Genomic DNA, 23,491 nt, shown 5'->3' on the forward strand with positions numbered 1-23,491 from the left:
CGAAAACTACAGGTCAGCGATAATTTGCTGACGCTTCGCGGTGTACTCGTCCTCGGAGATGGCGCCGGTGGCGCGCAGCGTTTCGAGTTCCTGGAGGCGCTGCGCGGTCGACGGCTCGGGCGGCGCCAGGTAGGGCGCGGCGGTGGCTGACGTGGCCTGCGGTGCCGCGGCCGCCGGTGCGGCGGCGGTCGTCTGCTGGGCGGCACGGCGGACCACGGCCTGGACCTGTTGTCGCGCAGCGGGATTGGCCCGCAGGTCGATCATGTTGTTGAAGCCGATGTTGTGCGCTTTGAGGATCTGCAGGATCTCCATCAACGGCGCCGTCTGCCCACTCAGGTCGTAGGTCCTGTTGTCCTCGGCGATCGTGAAGTTGGCGGGCATCATCCCGCTGACGAGAGCGCTTCGCTCCCAATCGATTTGATACTCCATCGTCACCGGGTCGACGAGCGCGACCAGTTTGCGGTTGGTGATCATCGGCAGCCGCGAGATCGAGGCGATGACCTTGTCCTGACTGGCGAACGGGGTGACGCCGGGACCGGTGATCTGCAGGTCGAGTTTGACCAGCGGCTGCTCGTTGATCCGGGTGTTGGTCTCCTGGATTCCGGTGACCTGCGCCAGCGCCAGCACCCCGGTCTGCTCGAGCGCGGCGGTCTTGGCCGCCGACCGCGCACCCATCCCGGTGATCGCCAACGCGATCAGCACGTCGGCGACGGTGATCAACAAGCCCGTCCAGAACATCCACTGCAGCAGCGGGTCCGCCCCCGTGGCGAAGTAGATGACCAGAAAGATCGGGCCGACGATGCCGCACAGCAGGACGAAGGCCTGGATCTTGACGTAGCGCCAGAATGTGGACACGGGCCTGACTCCTGTCGGTCGCGACGTTTCCGCGTCAGATTAACGCCAAACCGCCTCGAATGAGCCGTATCGTCGGTCGATGACGTCGGGGGCGGACACCAGGGCGAGGTGGATCCTGGCGCCGTCGCGCTGGCCTTGTTCTGCGTGCAGATCGACTACTTCGCGATGAACCTGGCGCTGCCGCGCATCGCGGCCGAGTTCGATCAGACCGCGACGGATCTGCAGTGGCTGATCAGCGCCTACATGCTGGCGCTGGGTGCGTTCATGGTGCCCGCCGGGCGCATCGGCGACATCTTCGGGCGGCGCCGCGCACTGCTCACCGGGGTGGCGTTGTTCGGCCTGGCGTCGGTGGCGTGCGCGGTCGCACCGTCGGTGGTGTCGCTCATCGTGTTTCGCGTCGTGCAGGGCCTGGGCGCCGCGCTGATCTTCCCGGTGTCGGTCAGCGTGCTGACCAACACCTATGACACCGCCAAGGCCGGCCACGCCATCGGAACGGCCTACGGGATCGCGGCTTTGGGCAACGCGGCGGGTCCGCTGATCGGTGGCCTGCTCACCGACACCGTCGGTTGGCGGTGGATCTTCTGGCTGAACGTGCCGATCACGTTGGCGTCGTTGGTGATCGCGGCGCGCACGGTGAACGAGTCCTTCGACGAGTCGGCACCGAGGCGGATCGACATCAGCGGTCTGGCGTTGATCAGCATCGGGATCGGCTTGTTCACACTGACATTCGACCGGGCACCGACATGGGGATGGCTTTCGGCCTGGACGGTGATCGCGTTCACCGGGTCGCTGGTCGCGCTGGCGGTGTTCGTCGTCGTGGAGAACCGCGTGCGCTGGCCGCTGGTCGATCTCATGCTGCTGCGCGATCCGCGGTTCACGCTGCTCGTCGTCGCCGGCACGGCCGCCAACGTCGCTTACGCGGTCGCCATCTTCCTGTCGACGCTGTTCCTGCAACAGGTGCGGGGGATGGACCCGCTGCTGGCGGGGCTGGCGTTCCTCGGTCCGTCGGCGGGCGCGGCCATCGGCGGTGTGCTGGCGGGCCGGCTCGCCGTGCGTCAACCGCCGGTGGTGATGGGCGTGACGACGGTGCTGGCCGCGGTCAGCCTGGCCGCGCTGGCGGTGTCGGGCGGCTGGGTCGGCTACCTGCTGGCGCTGACGGCGTGCGGGTCGACGCTGGGCCTGGTGTACGCATTCACGACGGTCGCGACCCAGGCCGTCGTCCGGCCCGAGCGCGCCGGCGAGGCGGCCGGCGTGACGCTGACGGTGCTGGTGTCGATGGCGGGTGTCGGCGTCGCGGTGGCATCGACGGTGCTGGAGATGTTGGGCCGCAACGGAATTGAACCAGCCGACGCCGTCGACCTCATCCTCGGGGCGCTGGCGGCCGCGCTGCTGGCCGCCGGAGCGCTGGTGCTGTGGCTCGCGCGTTCGGAGACTACGGAGTCGGCGCGCTCGCGTTGAGCGGAACCATCGGTTGCGCATCGGCCGTCGTGGGCGCCGGCCCGAGCAGGAAGTGCAGCGGCGCCGTCCACGGCAGGCCCGGGGTGCGGGCGTAGCTGGTGTGCACGGCCACGCGCCGGGCATACGCCGCCGAGGAGTCGTCAGCGTCCTCGTCGTAGTCGCACACGGCGTCGTTGAGATCGCAGACGCTGATCGTGCGGGCGCCCATGGCCGGCGACAGCGGGGCGGGCGCGTGGGCCAGGATCGGCCAGTCCTGCGCGACACCCTTGCCGCGCTCGGGGATACCCGCGGCGCTGCCGAAGTTCATCGTCGGGTCCGCCGGCAGCCGGTCGCCGTCGGCGACGAGCAGCACCGCGGCGAGGTTGGGGCTCGCTTCGAGGGCCGCAAGGTTGCGGTGCACGACCATGGCGCCCTGCGAGTAGCCGGCCAGCACCACCTTCGACGCCGGGCAGCGCTGCACGAATGCCGAGTACTGCTGGCCGAGCGCGGCCGCGCCGGTGTCGACGCTGCCCATGAAGCCGAGCCACTCGCCGATGCCGCCGTCTTCGCCGGGCACCTCGACGGCCGGGTAGGCGACGGCCTCGGCGGTCATGGTGCGGCCGTCCTTGGCGACCTCCGCCGACAGTTCCTGCAGCGACCGGTAGACCACGCGGCCCATCCCGTCGTTCTGGGTGACCTCGGCGGGCGTGCGCTCGCCGGAGCCGGCGGCACCGATCCAGTGCACGTCGGGGCAGTCAGGCTGGGCCTGCGCGGACCCGGTGGACAGCACCGCGAAGGCGGCGCCCGCGACCGCGGCTGCGCTGACGAACGACGTGAGACGACCGAACATGAAACCCTTACCCTTCTTTACCCGACCAGGGCATACGCGAAGTACATCGCGGTTTGGGCGCCGGGTGTTACAGCTGAGGCGCCGTTGGGCCCGCCCCACGCTCGCGATTTCTACACCAGGGCTGCGATCCTCGACCGATCACAACCCCCACGTAGAACTCGCCGCGCAGAGGCAGGCGCCCGCGCGTCCAACGGTCGCGATTTCTACACCAGGGCTGCGATCGCCGACCGATCACAACCCTGACGTAGAACTCGCCGCAGAATGCGAAAGCGGCGCCCACCCGAAGGTGAGCGCCGCTTCACGGCAGAACTAGATCACTTGTGGATCTTGGTCACCCGGCCGGCGCCGACGGTGCGGCCACCCTCGCGGATGGCGAACCGCAGGCCCTCGTCCATGGCGACGGGCTGGATCAGCTTGACGGAGATGTCGGTGTTGTCACCGGGCATCACCATCTCGGTGCCCTCAGGCAGGGTCACCACGCCGGTCACGTCCGTGGTCCGGAAGTAGAACTGCGGACGGTAGTTGTTGAAGAACGGCGTGTGGCGGCCACCCTCGTCCTTGGACAGGATGTAGACCTGGCCGTCGAACTCGGTGTGCGGGGTGGTGGTGCCGGGCTTCACGACGACCTGGCCGCGCTCGACGTCCTCACGCTTGATGCCGCGCAGCAGCAGACCGACGTTGTCACCGGCCTGGCCCTGGTCGAGCAGCTTGCGGAACATCTCGACACCGGTGACCGTGGTCTTGGTGGTGTCGGGGCGGATGCCGACGATCTCGACTTCCTCGTTCACGTTGATGATGCCGCGCTCCACACGACCGGTGACCACGGTGCCGCGGCCGGTGATCGTGAAGACGTCCTCGACGGGCATCAGGAACGGCTTGTCGGTCTCGCGAACCGGGTCCGGGATCGACTCGTCGACCGCGTCCATCAGCTCTTCGATGCTCTTGACCCACTTCTCGTCACCCTCGAGCGCCTTGAGCGCCGACACGCGGATGACCGGGGCCTCCTCGTCGAACTCCTGGGCGGCCAGCAGTTCGCGGACCTCCATCTCGACGAGCTCGATGAGCTCCTCGTCGTCGACCGCGTCCGACTTGTTCAGCGCCACGAGGATGTAGGGCACGCCCACCTGACGGGCGAGCAGCACGTGCTCACGCGTCTGCGGCATCGGGCCGTCGGTCGCGGCGACCACCAGGATCGCGCCGTCCATCTGGGCGGCACCGGTGATCATGTTCTTGATGTAGTCGGCGTGACCGGGGGCGTCGACGTGCGCGTAGTGACGCTTCTCGGTCTGGTACTCCACGTGGGAGATGTTGATCGTGATGCCGCGCTGACGCTCCTCAGGCGCATTGTCGATCTGGTCGAATGCGCGCGACTCGTTCAACTCCGGGTACTTGTCGTGCAGCACCTTGGTGATTGCTGCGGTCAGCGTGGTCTTGCCGTGGTCAACGTGACCAATGGTCCCGATGTTGACGTGCGGCTTCGTCCGCTCGAACTTCGCCTTCGCCACTGTGTTGTCCTCCTGGACTGTGTTAGTGCTTGTCTTGAAGCAGTGTTGATCTTTGCAGTTGTGTGGTCCCGCGAAACCAGCGGGTCAGATTACTGACCCGTCGCCTTCGCGATGATCTCCTTCGACACCGTCGCCGGAACCTCGGCGTACGAGTCGAACACCATGGAGTAGTTCGCCCGGCCCTGGGTCTTCGACCGAAGGTCGCCGACGTAGCCGAACATCTCCGACAGCGGTACCTGCGCCTTGACGACGCGAGCACCGGCCCGCTCCTCCATGGCCTGGATCTGACCACGGCGGGAGTTCAGGTCGCCGATCACTTCACCCATGTAGTCCTCGGGTGTGGTCACTTCGACCGCCATGATCGGCTCGAGGATCACCGGCTGGGCCGCCTGCGCGGCCTTCTTCAGCACCTGTGAACCCGCAACTTTGAACGCCATTTCCGACGAGTCCACCTCGTGGTAGGCACCGTCGAGCAGAGTGACCTTCAGGTTCACCAGCGGGTAGCCGGCGAGCACGCCGTACTGCATCGCGTCCTGCGCACCGGCATCCACCGACGGGATGTACTCGCGCGGGATACGGCCACCGGTGACCTTGTTCTCGAACTCGTAGGTCGCCCCGTCCTCGCCGGTGAACGGCTCGAGGTCGATGAGCACCTTCGCGAACTGGCCCGAGCCACCCGTCTGCTTCTTGTGGGTGAACTCGACCTTCTCAACCTTGCGCTTGATCGTCTCGCGGTAGGCCACCTGCGGCTTACCGACGTTGGCCTCGACCTTGAACTCGCGCTTCATCCGGTCGACGAGGATGTCGAGGTGCAGCTCGCCCATACCGCCGATGACGGTCTGACCGGTCTCCTGGTCCAGGTGGACCTTGAACGTCGGATCCTCTTCGGCCAGCTTCTGGATCGCCGTGCCGAGCTTCTCCTGGTCGCTCTTGGTCTTGGGCTCGATGGCCACCTCGATCACCGGGTCCGGGAACGTCATCGACTCGAGCACGATCTGCTCGTTGGCGTCGGACAGCGTGTCGCCGGTGGTGGTGTCCTTGAGACCGATCACCGCGTAGATGTGCCCCGCGGAGGCCCGCTCAACCGGGTTCTCCTTGTTGGCGTGCATCTGGAACAGCTTGCCCAGCCGCTCCTTCTTGCCCTTGGTCGAGTTGATGACCTGCGAGCCGGACTCCACCGTGCCGGAGTAGACGCGCACGTAGGTCAGCTTGCCGAAGAACGGGTGCACCGCGATCTTGAACGCCAGCGCCGAGAACGGCTCGTCGGTCGACGGCTTCCGGCTGATGGCCTCGTCCTCTTTGCCCGGCACGTGGCCCTGGACGGACTCGACGTCCAGCGGCGAGGGCAGGTAGTCGATGACCGCGTCGAGCATGGGCTGCACGCCCTTGTTCTTGAACGCGCTGCCGCACAGCACCGGGTACAGCTCGGAGTTGACGGTGAGCTTGCGGATGGCGCCCTTGATCTCGGCGACCGTCAGCTCTTCACCACCGAAGTACTTCTCCAGCAGCTCCTCGTCGGACTCGGCGACGGTCTCGAGCAGCTTGGTGCGGTACTCGTCGGCCTGCTCGGCCAGCTCCGCGGGGATGTCCTCGATCTCGTACTTCTCACCGAGGGCGGTCTCGCCGCGCCACACCTTCGCGCGCATCTCGACCAGGTCGATGATGCCGATGAAGTCGTTCTCCGCGCCGATCGGCAGCTGGATCACCAGCGGCTTCGCACCGAGGCGCTCCTCGATGGTGCGCACGGTGAAGTAGAAGTCCGCGCCGAGCTTGTCCATCTTGTTGACGAAGCAGATACGCGGCACGTCGTACTTGTCGGCCTGACGCCACACCTGCTCGGACTGCGGCTCGACACCTTCCTTGCCGTCGAAGACGGCGACGGCACCGTCGAGCACGCGCAGCGAACGCTCCACCTCGACGGTGAAGTCGACGTGGCCCGGGGTGTCGATGATGTTGATCTGGTTGTCGTTCCAGAAGCACGTGACGGCCGCGGAGGTGATGGTGATCCCCCGCTCCTGCTCCTGCTCCATCCAGTCGGTGGTCGAGGCGCCGTCGTGCGTCTCGCCGATCTTGTAGTTGACGCCCGTGTAGTACAGGATGCGCTCGGTCGTCGTGGTCTTACCGGCATCGATGTGCGCCATGATGCCGATGTTGCGGACCTTGTTCAGGTCGGTAAGCACGTCCTTCTGTGCCACAGAAGTCTTCTCTCTCGCTTGGTAGGTGCTGTGTGGTCATTGCGCCGGCGGCAACACTGCTCGCCGGCGGCTATCACCAGCGGTAGTGCGCGAAGGCGCGGTTTGCCTCGGCCATCTTGTGGGTGTCCTCACGCCGCTTGACGGCGGCACCCAGGCCGTTGCTGGCGTCGAGGATCTCGTTCGCCAGGCGCTCGATCATGGTCTTTTCGCGGCGGGCCTTGGAGAAGCTGACCAGCCAGCGCAGCGCCAGGGTGACCGAACGATCCGGACGGACCTCGACGGGAACCTGGTAGGTCGCACCGCCGACGCGGCGGCTGCGCACCTCGAGGGCCGGCTTGACGTTGTCCAGAGCGCGCTTGAGGGTGACCACCGGATCGGTGCCGGTCTTCTCACGAGCCTGTTCGAGCGCACCATAAACAATGCGTTCGGCCAGCGATTTCTTCCCGTCCAGCAGAACCTTGTTGACCAGCTGGGTGACCAGCTGCGACCCGTAGACCGGATCGTTGACCAACGGACGCTTGGGCGCGGGTCCCTTGCGCGGCATCAGCTCTTCTCCTTCTTCGCGCCGTAGCGGCTCCGGGCCTGCTTGCGGTTCTTGACACCCTGGGTGTCCAGCGAGCCGCGGATGATCTTGTAGCGCACACCCGGCAGGTCCTTCACACGGCCGCCACGCACGAGCACCATCGAGTGCTCCTGCAGGTTGTGACCCTCGCCCGGGATGTAGGCGGTGACCTCGACCGCACTGGTCAGCTTCACGCGGGCGACCTTGCGAAGCGCCGAGTTCGGCTTCTTCGGGGTGGTGGTGTACACGCGTGTGCACACCCCGCGACGCTGCGGGCTGCCCTTGAGGGCCGCAGTCTTCACCTTGGCGATCTTGTCGCGGCGACCCTTGCGGACCAGCTGCTGGATGGTTGGCATCTACCGGCTTCCTGTGTTGCGTTCCTGCGTTGTTCTAAGTCTCTGTACTGCACTTTTGTCCCCGGTCACGTACCCCGCGATCGGGTGTGTCGCACGCGTCCGCCCGAGACAATTCGGCATTGCCTCAATTCTCAAGGGCATGGCGACATGCAAATTAGCCCGGCGTGCAGGCACGCTTGCGCTTCAAACCAGCCGCCAGCGCCTTATCTGCCAGGCACGATCGTCCACAATACCAGCACCGGCGCAGCGCTCCAAAACTCGTCGCGCGCGCCCTAATCGCAGGTCAGGTTACGTTCTACCGGCGTTCCATGCCGGACGCCAGTCGCACCACCATATCGCTGTACACGGCGTCGCTGTCGATGCCCTGCATCGCGCCGGTCATCTCCAGCAGCACGAAACCGTGCATCGCCGACCAGAACTCCAGCGCCGCATAGAACGCGTTCTCACCCTCGAGTCCGTAGGACGCCAGCACCGCGATGACGGGTTCGGCGGCTGCCCTCGTCGCCTCAGTGAAGTCCGGGTCGTCGCCGCCCAGCGGCATCCGGGTGAACGCCGAGTAGCGGCCCGGATGGTGGTGGGCGTAGCTGCGGTAGGCACTGGCCATCGCGGTCACCGCGTCGTCGCGGGTGCGGCCTTCGGCCACGTTGGTGAGCATGCCGATGATGTCGCCGACGACCCGCATCCGCACGGTTCGGCGCAGGTCATCAAGGCTGTCGACGTGGTTGTACAGCGACGGGCCCTTGGTGCCGAGCTGGTTGGCCAGCGCGTTGATGGTCAGCGCGTCCCAGCCTTCGCGGTCCAGGAAGGTCAGCGCCGCGTTGACGATCGACTCGCGGCTCAGCCGCGGCGACCGGCGGGCCGGGGAACTCGACGGCTGAGCCATGCGCGCACCGCCCCCTGCCCGAGTCGTCGATCCGAAAGAGTCCACGAGAAAACTAACACCTCTAGTTCCCGTGATTCAGTTGACGCGCTCCTGGCTGAGCTCGGCGAGTTGTTCGGTGATCGAACACAGATCGGGCAGCGCGGCGGGGTTCATGGTCTGGATCGACCAGGTAATGACGTCGTCGCCCTTGGCCACATAGAAGCTGCACGCGTTGCCGTCGAACGCCTTGAACCCCTTGTTGCCGTCGAGCGACAGTTCGGTCAGCGTGCGACCGGCCTGCTGTTCGAGCTTGCGTTCGGTGTCCATGTCGCTGCCGCGGTACCACCACGTCGAGATGCCCATGCCCGCGCCGACCGTCCCGAACAGGGTCTCCTCCTGCCAGAAGCAGCCGGCGTCGCTGACCACCGCCTTGGTGAACTCCGCCCTGCCGACGGCGGCGGCGATGTCGGCGTCGGTGATGCCGTTGCAGTCCACGCTGTTGAAGCCTGCGGCCGACGGCGACGCCGGGCGGGCCGGTTCGTCGGCGTCCGAGCCGCAGCCGGCGAGCACCGCTGCGCAGGCCGCGACGGCGCAGATCCGCAGTAATCGAGGGGCTGCCATGGTCACATGTCCGACTTCAGGGTGGCCGACAGCAGTTTCTCGGCGTCGACGCACGGGTTGCCGGTGGCCGCGTCGCGCAGCTGCACCCACCAGCTGAGCACCCCGCTGCCGGCGGCGGCGGTGACCGAGCAGGCGGTGCCGGTGACGTCGCGGCGCGCGGTGAACGCGAGATGGCGTTCGACGACGAGGTCGGTGACCTCGGCGCCGCGCTCGACGGCCAGGTTCCGCTCGCGGTCGAGGTCGCCGGTGCCGAACCAGGAGAACGTGACGTCGATGGCCGCGTCGCCGCGGAACAGCACGTACTGGCAGACGGCGCCGCTGTAGGGGCGGCTGATGTCGTCGGCGGCGAGAATCTCGCGGACGGTGTCGTCGGACAGCAGCCCGCAGCGGTCGTCGACGTATCCGTAGTTGCGGTCGGGATCGGGCGCGTTCGACAGCGCGCGTTGCGCGGTTCCGTCGACGGTCTGAGCACACCCTGCCACCGTCAACATCGCTACGACCGCCGCGACAGAAATCGGGCTGACCTGCCAACGCATCGCCGCTCACGGTACCCAGCGCGGCTGTTAATAGCGACTCGGGCGAACCGCTGTCGAGACCCGCACCCGGCGACGTACGCTCTCTGCCATGACGTGGACTGTGGTGGCCCGGTCACTTGCGGCTTCGAGCATCGCGCTTCCGCTGATCGCGGCCGCGCCCCTCGCGCACGCGCAACCGGTGATCTGCAACCCGATCCTGCGTCAGTGCGCCGACAACAGCGTCGTCGGCAGCGAGCGCGGGACCGACACCCACATCACCGGCATCGGCGTCACCGAGGTCATCGACTGCAGGAACTCGACGCTTCTGGTCAACGGTGCCAACAACCGGATCACCGCGCTGGGCACCTGCTGGGCGGTGACGATGCAGGGCAGCGGCAACGTGGTCATCGCCGACAACGTCATCAACGACGTGACGGTCTACGGCTGGGACCAGACGGTGCTCTACAAGAACGGCGCCCCGGCCGTCGTCGACCGCGGCCGCGAACTGGGCATGACCAACCGGATCGATCGGGTGCCGGCATGAGCGCGCGGCTCGCGATCGCCGGAGCCGCCGCGGCCGCGGTGATGCTGGCCGGCTGCGGCTCGGAGAGCAGCGACACGAACACCCCGACCGCCACTGCGGGTTCGTCGGGTGCGCAGGTCGAGGTCGGCAACACGATCAACTACGGGTCGTTCGGCACCACCGCCGAGATCGATTGCGCGGACGGCAAATCACTCAACATCGGCGGGTCCAACAACACGCTGACGGTCAAGGGCACCTGCGCGAACGTGAACATCGGCGGCGCGGACAACAAGGTCACGTTCGACAGGATCGACAAGGAGATCAGCGTCGTCGGCCTGAACAACACCGTGACCTACCAGGACGGCGACCCGAGCGTCAACGACACGGGCAACAACAACAAGATCACCAAGGGCTGACCGCCTTTCGCACGCCGGCGCCGCATCGACGGTGCAACAAATCGCGTGACAGCGCCGCCTCCGGGATGCTCCGATGAGGCGATGGATGTGGAGCGCGACATTCTCACCCACTACGCGATCACCGACGAGGGCGACCGACTCTTTACCCGGGCCCGCCTCGAGGGTGAACGCACCCGCGAACTGCTCCGCCGTTTCCTGCCGCCGCCACCGGCGAAGGTACTCGATATCGGCGGAGCCGAGGGCGCGTACGCACTGCCGTTGGCGCGCAACGGATATCGCGTCCACCTGATCGACCCGGTGGCCCGCCACGTCGAGGCCGCGCGGGCCAATTCCGAGGCGCAAGCCGATGCACCGCTGGCCGGCGTCGCACTCGGCGACGCCCGCGAGCTGGCCGGCATTCCCGACGCCGGCGCAGACGCGGTGTTGCTGTTCGGCCCGCTGTACCACCTGGTCGACGCCGCCGACCGAGCGCGCGCACTGGCCGAGGCCCGACGGGTGCTGCGCCCCGGCGGACGGTTGATGGCCGCCGCCATCTCCAGATTCGCCTCGACCATGGACGGTCTGGCGCTCGGCTATCTGCTCGACGCGCGGTTCGCGGCCATGGTCGACCACACTCTCGACACGGGTGTGCACCGCAACCCCGACGCGGCCGAACGGCCGGAGTGGTTCACGCTGGCCTACTTTCACCGCCCCGAGGAGCTGGCCGCCGAAGTGGCCGCGGCGGGTTTCCTCGACACGCGTGTCCTGCCGGTCGAAGGCCCGGTGGCCGCACCCGATGCGGAGATCGACGCCGCGCTGGCGGACCCGAGGCAGCGCGCGACGGTCCTGCGCGCCATCGAGCGGATCGAGGACGAGCCGGCGCTGCTCGGGGCCAGCCCTCACCTGATGGCTGTGGCCGCGGCCCCGTAGGCGTCAGGCGTTGGCGCCGTGTCGCCCCGCTCCGGCGGCGAATCGCGCTGCGCCCTCCAGTGATTCGGCGGCCACGCGCGACATGCTGCCGAACTCGAAATCCATCGCCTCGGCCTCCGACCGGCCCCACTGGTTCAGCGCCGACAACCGGTCGGCGCGCATGCACTGCTGCGGCAGCTTGGCCAGTTCGGCGGCGAGTTCTTCCGCGCGCTGACGCGCCTCCCCCTTCGGCACCACGCGGTTCGCCAGGCCGATCGACAACGCCTCGGCCGCATCGACCGCGCGGCCGGTCAGGATCAGGTCCATCGCACGGCTGTGCCCGATGAGCCGCGGCAGCCGCACGGTGCCGCCGTCGATCAGCGGCACCCCCCACCGGCGGCAGAACACACCCATGATCGCGTCCTCCTCGACCACCCGCATGTCGCACCACAGCGCCAACTCCAGTCCACCGGCGACGGCGTATCCGCTGACCGCGGCGATCACCGGCTTGGACAGCGCCATCCGGCTCGGCCCCATCGGCCCGGGTCCGGTGCGGTGCACGGGGTTGGCGTCCGGTGTGCCGAACGCCTTCAGATCGGCTCCGGCGCAGAAGGTTTCGTTGTCGCCCCAGAGGACGGCGACGGCCGCGGAGTCGTCCTTGTCGAACTCGTCGAACGCGGCGAACAGTTCGGCAGCCGCGGGTCCGTTGACCGCATTGCGCGCCTGCGGCCGGTCCATGATCACCGTGGTCACCGGACCGTTCTTCTCGACCCGCACTCCACCAGCCGTCATGTCGCCTCCATCAGTTGAACACCATCGCGCCGCGTGGACAGTTCGGCGGCGAAGTCGTTGTAGGCCCGACGCAGTGCGGCACCGGGCCAGTCGTCGGGCAGCAGTTCGGGCGGCAGCACCGGATCGGTCAGCAGGTGCCGCACGATCGCCGCGGCGACACCGAACCGCGCGGGTACGTCGGCGGCCGCCGACATTTCGGTCAGCATCTTGTGGCCCGCGCGCGCCCAGCCGTCCAAGTCCCAGAGCTGTGCCGCGAGCGACACCGGCTCGTCGTCGCGCACCCGCATCAGCCGTCCGCGCCGCAGCACATCGGCGGGCAGGGTGGAGTCGAGGTTGTCCGGCCGCAGCCACACGCCCTCGCGAAGCTCGGCGAACCGATGCTCTTGCAACGTGTTCCGCAGCGCGGCGCGGGCCCGTGCGTCGACGCCGACGCTGGTGATCGCCAGCATCGTCCACTCGCCGTTCCATGCGCGCAGCCGCGGATCGATCGCGTCGTCCTGCCGGCGTTGACGCGCCAGCAGCCGGTCCGACAGCCGGTAGCCGTCCTCGGAGCGCACCAGGTCCCCCGCGCTGACCATCCGCGTCAGCGCAACCCGCACCGTCGGCTCACGGATGTCGAAATCCGCGGTGAGCCTGATCAGTTCGCTCGCGGTCGCCCACGCCGGGTGGGCGCCGAGCAACACGCTCAGCACCACGGAGCGGGCTGTCATCCGCGACAGCGACCTGGGCATCAGACCCCGGAGGCCTTGCGGCCGTGGTCGCCGAACGGCTCGTCGCGCTGGCGGACCGCTTCGCGGAACCCGTGCTCGCGCGACTGTGCGACGAACGCATGGCCCTCGGGCGTGTGGCGGGCGATCCCGTCGAACACCGTCGAGACCATCGCGCTGTTCGCGGTGCCCTGGTTGTAGAGCGCCGAGTTCATCGCCAGCTTGACCATGATCAGCTGGTTGATCGGCACTGCGGCGATCCGGGCGACCAGCCGTTCGGTGCGCTCGTCGAGGTCCTCGGGCGACGGCGCCTCGACCGCCAGCCCCCACTCGGCCGCCTGCGCGCCGGTGATCGAATCACCGGTCAGCAGAAGACGTTTCGCGCGCTGATCACCGAGCCGGTGCGCCCACATCCCGGCCGCGGGCACACCCCATACCCGGGTCGGCGGGTAGCCGATCTTCGCGTCGGCCGCCGCGATCACCTGGTCGGCATGCAGCGCGATGTCGGTGCCGCCGGCCACGCAGTAGCCGTGGATCTTGACGACCGTCGGCTTGTCGCAGTGCATCAGGCTGGAGAAGCCGCGCACGAACCGGCTCATCATCTGATAGTCGATCATCGGGTCCCACGGCTGATCGGGCAGATGGTTGACGGCCTGCGTCTTACCCGAGAGCACGGTGTCGCGGTACGGGCTGCCGCCGCCGGCCGACGAGGAGCCCTCCGCGTACGCCGACAGGTCAAATCCCGCGCAAAAGCCCTCTCCCCGACCGGAAACCAGGATCACGTGCACATTCGGATCCAGGTCGGCCCGTTCCACCAGCGCCGACAACTCCAGCGGCGTGTCCGCGACGATCGCGTTGCCCTTCTCCGGCCGGTTGAACGTGATGCGCGCGACCCGGTCGGTGACCTCGTAGGTCATGGTCTTGAGGTCGTCGAAGTCGACGGGCCTGATCGCGTGAGTCATGAACGGCTCACCTCACTTTCTCCCCGCGAGCAGTCGCGAAATGACCCGAAAACCCGCGATATCAGGACAGTTTGCGTCTGCTCGCGGAGAAACCTCACGCCTTCACCAACGCGCGCTCGATGATCGGGGCCAGGTCCAGGCCCGTCGGCAGCGTCCCGAACGCGCCGCCCCACGCGCGGCCCGTCCGGGTGGCCAGGAACGCCTCGGCGACGGCCGGATGACCGTGGCGCACCAGCAGCGAGCCCTGCAACGCCAGGCTGATGTCCTCGGCGACCTTGCGGGCGCGGTACTGAATGGTCTCGAGATCGCCCAGTGCGGGCCGCAACGCGCCGACGAATGCGTCCAGCCGCGGATCGGCACCGGCCGTCACACCCAGCTCGTCGAACAGCACGTCGATGCATTCCGGTCGAGTCGCCATGGCGCGCAACGTATCCAACGCGCTGACATTGCCCGAGCCCTCCCAGATGCCCATCAGCGGCGCTTCGCGGTACAGCCGCGGCATGCCCGACTCCTCGACGTAGCCGTTGCCGCCCAGGCATTCCATCGCCTCGGCCGCGTGCGGGGTGGCGCGCTTGCACACCCAGTACTTGCTGGCCGCCAGCCCGATGCGCCGCAGCAGCGCCTCACGCGAATCCCCGCGCACCGCCGCGTCGGTCGCGCCGGCCATCCGCATGGCCACCATCGTCGCCGCCTCCGCCTCGACCGCCAGATCGGCCAGCACGTTGCGCATCAGCGGCTGGTCGATCAGATACTCGCCGAACGCCTTTCGGTGCTGCGCGTGATGGATCGCGCGGGCCAACCCGTTGCGCATACTCGTCGCGCTGCCCAGCGTGCAGTCCAGCCGGGTCAGGTTGACCATTTCGATGATCGTCGGCACACCGCGGCCCTCTTCGCCGACGAGCCAGGCCACCGCGCCGTCGTACTCCACCTCCGACGAGGCGTTGGCGTGGTTGCCGAGCTTGTCCTTGAGCCGCTGCAACAACATCCGGTTGCGGGTGCCGTCGGGCAGCACGCGCGGCAGCAGGAAGCACGACAACCCGCCGGGCGCCTGCGCGAGCACCAGGAAGATGTCGCACATCGGCGCCGAGGTGAACCACTTGTGCCCGCGCAGCGAGTACGTCCCGTCGCCGTTGGGCGTGGCCTCGGTGGTGCCCGCCCGCACGTCGGAGCCGCCCTGCTTCTCGGTCATCGACATGCCGGCGGTGATGCCGGCCTTGGTCGTCGGCACCTTCAACTCGGGGTCGTAGACGCGGCTGGTCAGCAGGGGCTCGTACACCGCGGCCAGCTCCGGGTTGTGCCGCAGCGCCGGGACGACGGCGTAGGTCATCGAGATCGGGCAGATGTGGCCGGGTTCGGGTGTCCACACCGACGTCTTGGCGGCCCGCACGACATGGGCGCCGGGGCGGTCGTCGGCCCACGGCGCGCCGTGCAGCCCGTGCCCGACCGCGACCGTCATCAGCGAGTGGTACGCCGGGTCGTACTCGACCTCGTCGACGCGGTGGCCGTAGCGGTCGTGCGTGCGCAGGATCGGCTGGTTGCGGTCGGCGAGCTCGCCCCACCGCTGCGCCTGCCGCGACCCCGACAGCGCGCCCAGTTCGGTGACCTCGTCGAGCCCCCACTCACCGCCCTCGCGGATCAGCGCCTCGGTCAGCACCGGCGAGGTGGCCGGGTTGTAGTCCTCCAGCGGCGGGACCTGATTGGTGACGACGTGCGTGTCTGGCATGACGCCACTATTACACTTTGACCGACAACTGCACAAGAGTCGTAACAGCCCCGCGGGCGTCCCGGATGTCCGGTAGAAGAGTCCAATGGACCTGACGCTTCGCGAGTCGATGGCGCGGCGGCTGCACCGCCGGTCCATCGTCGCCAGCACGATCACGCTGCCCGCCGTCCCCGCGATGATCGACGAGTACGTGCAGATGTGCGACAGCATTTTCACCGCGGTCGGCCGCAAGTTCTCCGCCGAACAGCTCGACAACTGCCGGCAGGTGATCGCCGGGCAGCTCGCGATCGCCTACGAACGCTCGCCGCGGTCCAACATCGTGATCTCGATCGAGGCGCCGATCGGCACCGTGCTCAACTACCACGTCAAGGCCGAGTGGTACACCGTCGAGGGCGCGTACGCGAACTGGCTGTCCACCCGCGAGCCGCCGCTGTTCGGCACCGAACCCGACGCGCGCATCTGGGCGCTGGCCGGCGAGGCCGCCACCCCTGCGGAGTGTCCGGTGCTCGACATCGGCGCCGGCACCGGGCGCAATGCGCTGGCGCTGGCGCGCCGCGGCCATCCCGTCGACGCCGTCGAGATGACCGCCGATTTCGCCGACGTCATCCGCGCCGACGCCCAGCGTGAGCACCTCGATCTGCGGGTGCTGACCCGCGACATCTTCACGACGGCCGACGACCTGCGCGCCGACTACCAGCTGATCCTGCTCTCGGAGGTGGTCTCGGACTTCCGCAGCACGGCCCAGTTGCGGGCGCTGTTCGAACTGGCCGCCGCACAGCTGGCGCCCGGCGGGCGGCTGGTGTTCAACACGTTCCTGGCCCGCGACGGCTACGAACCCGACGACGCCGCCCGCGAGCTGGGTCAGCAGGTCTACACCAGCATCTTCACCCGCGACGAAATGACCGCAGCGTTAGGCGGATTGCCGCTAGACCTGATCGCCGACGACTCGGTGTTCGACTACGAGCGCGCGAATCTGCCCGCCGGGGCATGGCCGCCGACCAGCTGGTACGCCGACTGGGTCAGCGGTCGGGACCTGTTCGATCTGGCACCGGAACAGTCGCCCGTCGAGATGCGCTGGCTCGTCTACGGGCATCGAACCGGTTGAGCGCGAGGATCACCGCCGCCGCCAGCGCCCAACCCAGCAGGATGTCGATGACGTAGTGCTCGGCGGTGTACACCAACGTGAACGCCATCATGAGCACATAGGCCGCCAGCAGGGGACGCCACGCCCCGTGCACGCGGTGCCACAGGAAGGCTGCGATCGCCGCTGTCATGCCGGCGTGCAGCGACGGTATTGCTGCCACCAGGTTGACGCTGGCTTGCCCCGCATCGAGCAGCGCGCTGGCGGTATGCATGTTCAGGTTGCCCCAGCCGCGACCGACGATCCGCTCGATCCACGGGTTCGCCCCGTCCTGACTGCTCTGCATCGCCCCGAGGACACCGCCGTCGGGCACTCCGCGCGCCGAGCGGAACATGCAGCGCGCGTCGGCCGGTCCGCCGGCGACGTCAGCCGGTGTGCACCGGGCCGCTGCCCACGGCGGCGCGGCCGGCACCAGGGCGTAGATGAGCAAGCCCACGAAGTTCAGCCCGACGAACAGGCGCACGAATGCTTTCCACTCCTCGCGGTCACGCAGCCACAGCACCCCGGCCACCACGTACGGCAGGATGAAGAACGACATGTAGACGCAGCTCAAGACGATTTCCCACCACGGCGGATGGCCCTGTTTGAGCTGCTCCTGCAGCCACACGGTCGGCACGGTGCCGGCAAACAGCCAGCGATCGACCTCGACCGGCCACTCCCACAGCGTCGGTCGCCCGATCATGTCCGCGGCGCCCCGGCTCAGGTCATAGGCGATCAGCACCAGCGCGAACGGCAGCCAGTCCCGGATGACGTAGAGCATCTTTCGGCCCTGGCCGATGCTGGCGGCCAGCAACCCGGTGGCGATGTAGAGCAACACCAGTTCGCGGTTGAACGCGAAACCCGTTGTGATGGTGCGATAGACGATCACCACGGCCCAGGTCAGGACCGCCACGCGCCGCAGGATAGTCAGCCGCCGTGCGCGCTTGTCGACCGGTTCGGGCAACCCGCTCAGGTCTAGCTGTTCGACGGCACGCGGAGGCGCGATCGATGACTCGTCCACCGCGGCCACTCGGAAGAATCTAGTTCACCGCGAGGTCACCGCGAGTTACCGGGCCGTTCGGTTAGCGTTTCGTGACCTCGCTAGCCGAGGTTGTCGCGAAGAAACGCGATGTCGTCCTTGCGGCCCTCGTCGGCGGTTTCGCAGATCACCGGGGCGTCGGCCGCCTCGACGACCGCGACCAGCAACTGCGGGTCGATTTGACCGGTGCCGAAGTTGGCGTGCCGGTCGGCGCCCGAGCCGGCGGCGTCGCGCGAGTCGTTGCAGTGCACCAGGTCGATGCGGCCGGTGATGGCCTTGATGCGGTCGACGGCGTCGATCAGGGCCTCGCCGGCCGCCCAGGCGTGGCAGGTGTCGAGGCAGAACCCGATGCCTTTGTCACCGATGTGGTCCCACAGCCGGGCGATGACGTCGAAGTGCCGCGCCATCGCGTGATCGCCGCCGGCGGTGTTCTCCAGATAGACGGGTACATCGGTCTCGAGGTAGTCCAGCGCCTTGACCCAGCGCTCGAAGCCCGCCTCCATGTCGTTGTCGTCGGCGTGGCCGCCGTGCACGATCACCGCGGTGGCGCCGACGTCGGCGGCTGCGTCGCAGGTGTCCTGCAGGATCTTGCGCGACGGGATGCGGACCCGGTTGTTGGCCGACGCGACGTTGATCAAGTACGGCGCGTGGACGTAGATCGGGACGCTGGACGCACGCAGCGCGTCGGCGTCCTCGCGGGGTTTGGGCTTCTTCCAGCTTTGCGGGTTGCCGAGGAAGAACTGCACGACGTCAGCGCCGTCGGCTTGGGCAGCGGCGAGGGGGTCGTCACCGTGGACGTGCGAGCCAATGAGCACGGTCCCGATTCTAGGCGGGCGACGATCAAGCGGCGAGGAACGAGCCGCGTTGAGGAGCCCGCCCATTTAAGTAGGCCTGAGCCCCGACAGTCAGGTCGCCTCGTCGATGAGCTTCGCCGCGGCGGCGCGGGCGTGCAGCAGCGCGGCGGTGTCGTTCAGCGAGGTCGCCAGCGCCGTCGCACCCTCGAAGAGCACCAGCAGCTGGTTGCCCAGCGCGTACGGGTCGGCGGCACCGGCCTCCCCGGCCACCGCGACGAGCCGCTCGGCGAAGCGGCGTTTGTGGGTGCGGACCAACTCGTCGACGGTGGGCCAGGCGCCGGCCGACTCGACCGCGGCGTTGTGGAACGGGCAGCCGCGGAACTGCTCGACCGGAGGCGCGTCGAAGATCGCCAACAGCCGCTCACGCGGAGCCAGGTCGGTCCGGTCCAGGGGCCGCTCCATCGGCGTGCCCTCCGCGTCGAACATCCGCAGGTAGTTCTCGACGAGCTCGGTCTTACTCGAGAAATGTTGATAGAGCGTTCGTTTGGACACCTTGGCCTGCTGGATGACCATCTCGACGCCGGTGGCGTTGATGCCGTTGCGGTAGAACAGCTTGGCGGCGGTGGCAGCGAGACGCTCACGCGCGCCCCGGCCACCCCGCGCGGGCGTCTCGGTCGTCACGGTTGTGAGTATACCGATCGGTACCATGCAGAGAGCTCAACCGCAAGGAGGAACAATGACCCACCCGTTCGAGGCGGCGATCGATCTGCGGCCCGGCGCCGATCACCGCCTGCTGGGTCGCACCGTCCCCGAGTACGCCAACATGGTGGGCCCGTTCGGCGGGGCAACCGCCGCCGCACTCCTGCATGCCATCGAGCAACACCCGGACCGGTCCGGTGATCCGGTCGCTCTCACCGTGAACTTCGCCGCCCCGGTCGCTGACGGGCAGTTCACGATCGACACCACGCTGGTTCGCGCCAACCGTTCCAATCAACACTGGACGGCCACGATGAGCCAGGACGACGGTGTGGTGTCAACGGCCACTGCGGTTTTCGGCCTACGCCGCGACGCCTGGTCGGGCACCGAGGCGGTGATGCCCGTCGTGCCGGAGCCAGGCGCGGTCGAGCGGTCGAACGGTCCGGAAGGCGTTGCGTTCCTGCAGAACTACGATCTGCGCTTCGTCGAGGGCCGGCCGCCCGGCGACGGTATTCCGCGGGCGTCGTCGGCGACGACTCTGTGGGTGCGTCACGCCCCGGGACGCGTCCTCGACTTCAGCGCTCTGGCAGCGCTTTCCGACATCTTCTATCCCCGGGTGTACCTGCGTCGCGGCAAGCCGGTGCCTGCGGGCACCATCTCGATGACGACGTACTTCCATGTGGACGCCGCCGAGGTCGCCGAACTGGGCGACGACTTCGTGCTCGCCACCGCGCAGGGCCAACAGTTCGCACGCGGTTACTTCGACCAGACCGCGCAGTTGTGGTCCCGCGGCGGCGCGCTGCTCGTGACCTCCAACCAGACCGTCTACTACAAAGACTCCTTCGGCCGGTGACGAACCCATACTGAACCTGCACGGTACCGTCCGGTATTCCTGATCACGGTATTGATCACAGGGTGTAGCACTCGCGGTACCGCTCGGTGTACTTTGATGCGCAGCATCGAGGTAGGAGGTTCCTGTGCAGCATCTTGTGTTGACCAAGTTCGGCAAGCCCGAGGATTCGGTCGTACTCCAAGACAGTCCCGCACCGACGCCGAGCTGGGGTCAGGTGTCGGTCCGGCTCGAGGCCGCCGCGATCAACCCGTCGGATCTTTTACTGATTCGCGGGAAGTATCTCGCGCACCCGACACCGCCGGCCACGATCGGCGCCGAGGGCGTCGGCGTCGTCGAACAGGTCGGTCCCGGCGTGGACACCGCCATCGTCGGCAAGCGGGTGATCCTGTTGCCCACATACGAATACGGCACCTGGTCGCAGCAGGTCGTCGTCGCCGAGACCGACGTGATCGAGGTTCCCGACGCCGCCGACCCCCTGCAGTTGGCGATGGTGACGATCAACCCGGCGACCGCCCATCTTCTGCTGGAACGCGTGGACCTGAAGGTCGGCGACTGGATCGGCCAGACCGCGGCGAACTCGGCGGTCGGTCGGCTGGTGGTGGCGCTGGCCAGGCGACGAGGATTGAGAACGCTCAACGTGGTTCGCCGCGAAGAGGCCGCCGACGAGATCCGGCGGGCCGGCGGCGACGCCGTACTGGTGAGCGGTCCGACTCTGGCCGCCGACATCGCGCGCGAACTCGGCGATCAGCAGTTGCGGCTGGTGCTCGATCCCCTTGGCGGAGACCACGCGGCAGAGCTGGTCGGTGCGCTGGAGTTCGGCGGGACGGCGATCACCTACGGGTCGCTGACCGGCGCGCCGACGGGACCCTCGTCGGCCGCGCTGTTCGCCAAAGAGGTGTCCTACACCGGGTTTTGGCTCGGCAACTGGTACTCCCGGGCGCCGCGGGACGAGATCGCCGCGACGCTGTCGCACCTTGCTCACCTGGTGGCCGACGGTGACCTGTCGGTGCCGGTCGAGGCCACCTATCCCCTCGACGAGTACCTCAAGGCGTTCACACACGCGCAGGCCACCCAGCGCGGTGGCAAGGTCCTGTTCACCTTCGACTGAGGAGCCAACGATGACCGACAACCCGATCCTGGTGACCGGTGCGACCGGCCGCCACGGCAACACCGGCGAGTACCTGGTGCGCCGGTTGCGCGACGAGGGCCGCACGGTGCGAGTGCTGGCCCGCACGCTGGGCGAGCGCACCGATCGGCTCGTCGAATTGGGCGCCGAGGTCGTCGTCGGCGACCTGCACGACCGCCGGACTCTGGTGCCCGCCCTGGCCGATGTCGACCTGGCGTACTTCACCTATCCGATCGATGCCGGCGTCATCCCGGCAGCTGCGAACTACGCCTCGGCCGTTCGCGAGGTCGGGCGCCATCCGCGAACCGTGGTGATGTCGATGGGTCCGGCCCACCCCGACAACCTCAGCAATCTCGGTCGCGCGCAATGGCTCGCCGAGCAGATCCTCGAGTGGGCCGGCCTCGACCTGGTGATCCTGCGCGTCGCCGCGCTGTTCCACGAGAACCTCGTCGTCCTGCACGGCGACTCGGTCCGCGAACGCGGGCTCATCCGTAATTCGTTCGGGCCCGAGGGCGTCGCCTGGATCAGCGGCCGCGACGCCGCGGAGTTGAGTTTGGCCGCACTGCTCGATCCCGATCGTTTCACCGAGGCCGTCTACTACCCCAAGGGATCGGAAGTGTTCGGCCACGACGACGTCGCCGAACTCCTCGCCGAGCTCACCGACCAGCGCGTGCGCTACGAACCCGTCACGCGGGACGAGTGGCGCGCCGACCTGGAACACCTGGCCCGAACTCACGGCGAGAACGTCGTCAACCCGGCGATGGCGCAACACATTTCGGCCGTCGGGCACATGGTGTCGCAAAGCGGCCGGACGCTGCCCGCCGATGGTGAGGCGCTCAAGGCCCTCATCGGCCGTGCCCCGATCACCCTGCGGGAGTTCCTCGAGGCCAACCTCGACGCGTTCACCGGGCGCCAGCCCGCCTGACGCCCTCCCCCACAGCGCCGAGCGTGGGCTTGTGTCACGCCCAACCCGCGGCAGCCGTGCGGGTAACCCACGTTCGGCCGTTCAGGTCTGCGTGGTGAGCAGGAAAGACAGATACACCAGATACGCCGACACCATCAACACGCCTTCGAGGCGGCTCACGCGACGGCCCGAGATGAAGATCGGGATGCACACCAGCGCGACGGCCACCATGACCGGCAGGTCGATCGTCACCAGGCTCGACGGCAGCGCCAGGCCGTGCGCCGGCACCAGGCACGTCACGCCCAGGATCAACAAGATGTTGTAGATGCTGCTGCCGATCAGGTTGCCGATCGCGATGTCGCGGTCCCCGCGCACGGTCGAGATCAAGGTGGTCACCAACTCCGGCGCCGACGTGCCGATCGCCACAACCGTCAACCCGATCAACGCGTCGGACACCCCGAATTGGCGGGCCATGCCGACGGCGCCGTCGACCAGCCAGTCGGCGCCCAGCACCACGACCGCGATCCCGCCGACCGTCATCGCGATGTTGGCCGACATGCGACGGCCCCCGGATTCCGCGTGACCGGGTTCGTCGGTCGCGAACTCGTTGACCAGTTCGGCGGCGAACTCACCTGCCACCACCCGTGATTCGCGCCGCGCCGACCAGATCACCGCGACGGTGTAGACCACCGCCAGCGTCACCAGCACGATGCCGTCGACCCGCGTGAGGACCCCGTCGGCGGCCAGCACCCACAGCAGCACCGCGGCCGCCGCCATCATCGGCAGTTCGAAACGGATCGTGCGGGTCTGCAACGCCAGCGGCAGCAGCGCCGCGCTGAGGCCGAGGATGAGCAAGACGTTGACGACGTTGGTGCCGGCGATGTTGCCGACCGCCAACGCGCCGCTGCCCTCACCCGCCGCCACCACACCGACCGCGAGCTCGGGCATGCTGGTGCCGATCGACACCACGGTCAGGCCGACGACGATCGGGCTGATCCCCAGTCGGACCGCGACTCCCGCGCCGCCGCGCACCATTACCTCGGCGCCGACGATCAGCAGCGCCAGCCCCGCGGCGAACCAGATCGTGTGGCCCAGCATCAGACCACCGACCGCCGAGTGTGGGCTTGTGTCACGCCGAACCCGCCGACGCCGTGCGGGTAACCCACGTTCGGCGCAACAAGTAACAGGGC

General features: G+C 68.1%; 25 protein-coding genes. 8 read left to right on the plus strand and 17 right to left on the minus strand.

The genetic code is table 11. From position 1 onward, the window contains the following. Positions 1-6: 6 nt before the first annotated feature. A complete protein-coding gene (locus tag BLW81_RS00120) occupies positions 7-855 on the minus strand; it encodes an SHOCT domain-containing protein (RefSeq protein WP_083405427.1) in 849 nt (282 codons plus the stop codon). Between the two features lie 108 nt (positions 856-963). On the opposite strand from BLW81_RS00120, the gene BLW81_RS00125 reads away from it, so the two are divergent. Continuing rightward, positions 964-2,313, plus strand: a complete 1,350-nt coding sequence (locus tag BLW81_RS00125) for an MFS transporter (protein WP_235632127.1) — start codon at positions 964-966, stop codon at positions 2,311-2,313. Here the strand turns inward: BLW81_RS00125 and BLW81_RS00130 are convergent. The 8 genes from BLW81_RS00130 to BLW81_RS00165 form a co-directional block, all read right to left on the minus strand. Further along, a complete protein-coding gene (locus BLW81_RS00130; RefSeq protein ID WP_083405428.1) occupies positions 2,288-3,142 on the minus strand; it encodes a cutinase family protein in 855 nt (284 codons plus the stop codon). The two genes, BLW81_RS00125 and BLW81_RS00130, sit on opposite strands and share 26 nt — an antisense overlap. A gap of 314 nt (positions 3,143-3,456) precedes the next feature. Continuing rightward, positions 3,457-4,647: an elongation factor Tu gene (gene tuf / locus BLW81_RS00135; RefSeq protein WP_083405429.1), complete on the minus strand. Its 1,191-nt coding sequence runs from the start codon at positions 4,645-4,647 to the stop codon at positions 3,457-3,459. Between the two features lie 89 nt (positions 4,648-4,736). Further along, positions 4,737-6,842 (minus strand): elongation factor G, encoded by a 2,106-nt coding sequence (gene fusA / locus BLW81_RS00140; protein ID WP_083405430.1) that lies wholly within the window; start codon positions 6,840-6,842, stop codon positions 4,737-4,739. Positions 6,843-6,915: 73 nt separating this feature from the next. Further along, a complete protein-coding gene (gene rpsG / locus BLW81_RS00145; protein WP_067090928.1) occupies positions 6,916-7,386 on the minus strand; it encodes a 30S ribosomal protein S7 in 471 nt (156 codons plus the stop codon). Next, complete coding sequence (gene rpsL / locus BLW81_RS00150) at positions 7,386-7,760, minus strand: 30S ribosomal protein S12 (RefSeq protein WP_014209181.1); 375 nt, start codon at positions 7,758-7,760, stop codon at positions 7,386-7,388. Before rpsL ends, rpsG begins: the two co-directional genes overlap by 1 nt. A 295-nt stretch (positions 7,761-8,055) precedes the next feature. After that, a complete protein-coding gene (locus tag BLW81_RS00155) occupies positions 8,056-8,643 on the minus strand; it encodes a TetR/AcrR family transcriptional regulator (RefSeq protein ID WP_083405431.1) in 588 nt (195 codons plus the stop codon). 75 nt (positions 8,644-8,718) lie between these two features. Continuing rightward, positions 8,719-9,243 carry a DUF3558 domain-containing protein gene (locus tag BLW81_RS00160; RefSeq protein WP_083405432.1) on the minus strand — a complete coding sequence of 175 codons (525 nt, stop codon included), beginning with the start codon at positions 9,241-9,243 and terminating at the stop codon, positions 8,719-8,721. 2 nt (positions 9,244-9,245) lie between these two features. After that, on the minus strand, positions 9,246-9,779 hold the full coding sequence (locus BLW81_RS00165; protein ID WP_083405433.1) for a DUF3558 domain-containing protein: 534 nt from the start codon (positions 9,777-9,779) through the stop codon (positions 9,246-9,248). Between the two features lie 88 nt (positions 9,780-9,867). Between BLW81_RS00165 and BLW81_RS00170 the strand changes: the two genes are divergently transcribed. The 3 genes from BLW81_RS00170 to BLW81_RS00180 are packed head-to-tail and all read left to right on the plus strand — an operon-like array spanning position 9,868 to position 11,606. Further along, positions 9,868-10,302 carry a DUF3060 domain-containing protein gene (locus BLW81_RS00170; RefSeq protein WP_083405434.1) on the plus strand — a complete coding sequence of 145 codons (435 nt, stop codon included), beginning with the start codon at positions 9,868-9,870 and terminating at the stop codon, positions 10,300-10,302. Beyond that, positions 10,299-10,697 (plus strand): DUF3060 domain-containing protein, encoded by a 399-nt coding sequence (locus tag BLW81_RS00175; protein WP_083405435.1) that lies wholly within the window; start codon positions 10,299-10,301, stop codon positions 10,695-10,697. Before BLW81_RS00170 ends, BLW81_RS00175 begins: the two co-directional genes overlap by 4 nt. A gap of 45 nt (positions 10,698-10,742) precedes the next feature. Continuing rightward, positions 10,743-11,606: a class I SAM-dependent methyltransferase gene (locus BLW81_RS00180; protein WP_197680347.1), complete on the plus strand. Its 864-nt coding sequence runs from the start codon at positions 10,743-10,745 to the stop codon at positions 11,604-11,606. 3 nt (positions 11,607-11,609) lie between these two features. Here the strand turns inward: BLW81_RS00180 and BLW81_RS00185 are convergent, their stop codons facing one another. The 4 genes from BLW81_RS00185 to BLW81_RS00200 all read right to left on the minus strand — a co-directional run bounded on the left by BLW81_RS00185 (position 11,610) and on the right by BLW81_RS00200 (position 15,769). Beyond that, positions 11,610-12,377 carry a crotonase/enoyl-CoA hydratase family protein gene (locus BLW81_RS00185; RefSeq protein WP_173839558.1) on the minus strand — a complete coding sequence of 256 codons (768 nt, stop codon included), beginning with the start codon at positions 12,375-12,377 and terminating at the stop codon, positions 11,610-11,612. Beyond that, positions 12,374-13,087 (minus strand): PaaX family transcriptional regulator C-terminal domain-containing protein, encoded by a 714-nt coding sequence (locus tag BLW81_RS00190; protein WP_407662302.1) that lies wholly within the window; start codon positions 13,085-13,087, stop codon positions 12,374-12,376. The genes BLW81_RS00185 and BLW81_RS00190 overlap by 4 nt, the downstream gene beginning before the upstream one ends. 20 nt (positions 13,088-13,107) lie before the next feature. Beyond that, the gene (locus tag BLW81_RS00195) at positions 13,108-14,046 is read right to left on the minus strand and encodes a crotonase/enoyl-CoA hydratase family protein (RefSeq protein ID WP_083405439.1); all 939 of its coding nucleotides are present in this window, start codon (positions 14,044-14,046) and stop codon (positions 13,108-13,110) included. Between the two features lie 94 nt (positions 14,047-14,140). After that, a complete protein-coding gene (locus BLW81_RS00200) occupies positions 14,141-15,769 on the minus strand; it encodes an acyl-CoA dehydrogenase family protein (RefSeq protein ID WP_083405440.1) in 1,629 nt (542 codons plus the stop codon). Between the two features lie 85 nt (positions 15,770-15,854). Between BLW81_RS00200 and BLW81_RS00205 the strand changes: the two genes are divergently transcribed. Then, positions 15,855-16,874: a class I SAM-dependent methyltransferase gene (locus BLW81_RS00205; protein WP_157897513.1), complete on the plus strand. Its 1,020-nt coding sequence runs from the start codon at positions 15,855-15,857 to the stop codon at positions 16,872-16,874. On the opposite strand, the gene BLW81_RS00210 is transcribed toward BLW81_RS00205, so the two are convergent. The 3 genes from BLW81_RS00210 to BLW81_RS00220 all read right to left on the minus strand — a co-directional run bounded on the left by BLW81_RS00210 (position 16,789) and on the right by BLW81_RS00220 (position 19,430). After that, entirely contained in the window at positions 16,789-17,862 is a 1,074-nt protein-coding gene (locus BLW81_RS00210; RefSeq protein ID WP_162277416.1) for a phosphatase PAP2 family protein, read from the minus strand. The two genes, BLW81_RS00205 and BLW81_RS00210, sit on opposite strands and share 86 nt — an antisense overlap. Positions 17,863-17,990: 128 nt before the next feature. After that, complete coding sequence (locus tag BLW81_RS00215) at positions 17,991-18,743, minus strand: deoxyribonuclease IV (protein WP_083405442.1); 753 nt, start codon at positions 18,741-18,743, stop codon at positions 17,991-17,993. Between the two features lie 90 nt (positions 18,744-18,833). Next, complete coding sequence (locus tag BLW81_RS00220; RefSeq protein WP_083405443.1) at positions 18,834-19,430, minus strand: TetR/AcrR family transcriptional regulator; 597 nt, start codon at positions 19,428-19,430, stop codon at positions 18,834-18,836. Between the two features lie 28 nt (positions 19,431-19,458). Between BLW81_RS00220 and BLW81_RS00225 the strand changes: the two genes are divergently transcribed. The 3 genes from BLW81_RS00225 (at position 19,459) to BLW81_RS00235 (ending at position 22,322) form a co-directional block, all read left to right on the plus strand. Next, a complete protein-coding gene (locus BLW81_RS00225; RefSeq protein WP_083405444.1) occupies positions 19,459-20,271 on the plus strand; it encodes an acyl-CoA thioesterase in 813 nt (270 codons plus the stop codon). A 124-nt stretch (positions 20,272-20,395) separates the two neighbouring features. After that, positions 20,396-21,379, plus strand: coding sequence for a zinc-dependent alcohol dehydrogenase family protein (locus BLW81_RS00230; RefSeq protein WP_083405445.1), 984 nt, complete (start codon positions 20,396-20,398; stop codon positions 21,377-21,379). A gap of 10 nt (positions 21,380-21,389) precedes the next feature. Continuing rightward, on the plus strand, positions 21,390-22,322 hold the full coding sequence (locus BLW81_RS00235) for an NmrA family NAD(P)-binding protein (protein WP_083405446.1): 933 nt from the start codon (positions 21,390-21,392) through the stop codon (positions 22,320-22,322). An 81-nt stretch (positions 22,323-22,403) separates the two neighbouring features. On the opposite strand, the gene BLW81_RS00240 is transcribed toward BLW81_RS00235, so the two are convergent. Further along, on the minus strand, positions 22,404-23,399 hold the full coding sequence (locus BLW81_RS00240; RefSeq protein WP_083405447.1) for a calcium/sodium antiporter: 996 nt from the start codon (positions 23,397-23,399) through the stop codon (positions 22,404-22,406). Between the last annotated feature and the right edge of the window lie 92 nt (positions 23,400-23,491).

Source organism: Mycolicibacterium rutilum (assembly GCF_900108565.1).
In the GTDB taxonomy this organism is placed as follows: domain Bacteria; phylum Actinomycetota; class Actinomycetes; order Mycobacteriales; family Mycobacteriaceae; genus Mycobacterium; species Mycobacterium rutilum.

What these genes read in the sequence shown, in the direction of transcription:
- BLW81_RS00130 (WP_083405428.1), bottom strand. Translation starts at nt 3,142, where the DNA reads ATGTTCGGTCGTCTCACGTCGTTCGTCAGCGCAGCCGCGGTCGCGGGC.
- rpsG (WP_067090928.1), bottom strand. Translation starts at nt 7,386, where the DNA reads ATGCCGCGCAAGGGACCCGCGCCCAAGCGTCCGTTGGTCAACGATCCG.
- rpsL (WP_014209181.1), bottom strand. Translation starts at nt 7,760, where the DNA reads ATGCCAACCATCCAGCAGCTGGTCCGCAAGGGTCGCCGCGACAAGATC.
- BLW81_RS00155 (WP_083405431.1), bottom strand. Translation starts at nt 8,643, where the DNA reads ATGGCTCAGCCGTCGAGTTCCCCGGCCCGCCGGTCGCCGCGGCTGAGC.
- BLW81_RS00160 (WP_083405432.1), bottom strand. Translation starts at nt 9,243, where the DNA reads ATGGCAGCCCCTCGATTACTGCGGATCTGCGCCGTCGCGGCCTGCGCA.
- BLW81_RS00165 (WP_083405433.1), bottom strand. Translation starts at nt 9,779, where the DNA reads ATGCGTTGGCAGGTCAGCCCGATTTCTGTCGCGGCGGTCGTAGCGATG.
- BLW81_RS00170 (WP_083405434.1), top strand. Translation starts at nt 9,868, where the DNA reads ATGACGTGGACTGTGGTGGCCCGGTCACTTGCGGCTTCGAGCATCGCG.
- BLW81_RS00175 (WP_083405435.1), top strand. Translation starts at nt 10,299, where the DNA reads ATGAGCGCGCGGCTCGCGATCGCCGGAGCCGCCGCGGCCGCGGTGATG.
- BLW81_RS00185 (WP_173839558.1), bottom strand. Translation starts at nt 12,377, where the DNA reads ATGACGGCTGGTGGAGTGCGGGTCGAGAAGAACGGTCCGGTGACCACG.
- BLW81_RS00190 (WP_407662302.1), bottom strand. Translation starts at nt 13,087, where the DNA reads ATGACAGCCCGCTCCGTGGTGCTGAGCGTGTTGCTCGGCGCCCACCCG.
- BLW81_RS00195 (WP_083405439.1), bottom strand. Translation starts at nt 14,046, where the DNA reads ATGACTCACGCGATCAGGCCCGTCGACTTCGACGACCTCAAGACCATG.
- BLW81_RS00200 (WP_083405440.1), bottom strand. Translation starts at nt 15,769, where the DNA reads ATGCCAGACACGCACGTCGTCACCAATCAGGTCCCGCCGCTGGAGGAC.
- BLW81_RS00205 (WP_157897513.1), top strand. Translation starts at nt 15,855, where the DNA reads ATGGACCTGACGCTTCGCGAGTCGATGGCGCGGCGGCTGCACCGCCGG.
- BLW81_RS00220 (WP_083405443.1), bottom strand. Translation starts at nt 19,430, where the DNA reads ATGGTACCGATCGGTATACTCACAACCGTGACGACCGAGACGCCCGCG.
- BLW81_RS00225 (WP_083405444.1), top strand. Translation starts at nt 19,459, where the DNA reads ATGACCCACCCGTTCGAGGCGGCGATCGATCTGCGGCCCGGCGCCGAT.
- BLW81_RS00235 (WP_083405446.1), top strand. Translation starts at nt 21,390, where the DNA reads ATGACCGACAACCCGATCCTGGTGACCGGTGCGACCGGCCGCCACGGC.
- BLW81_RS00240 (WP_083405447.1), bottom strand. Translation starts at nt 23,399, where the DNA reads ATGCTGGGCCACACGATCTGGTTCGCCGCGGGGCTGGCGCTGCTGATC.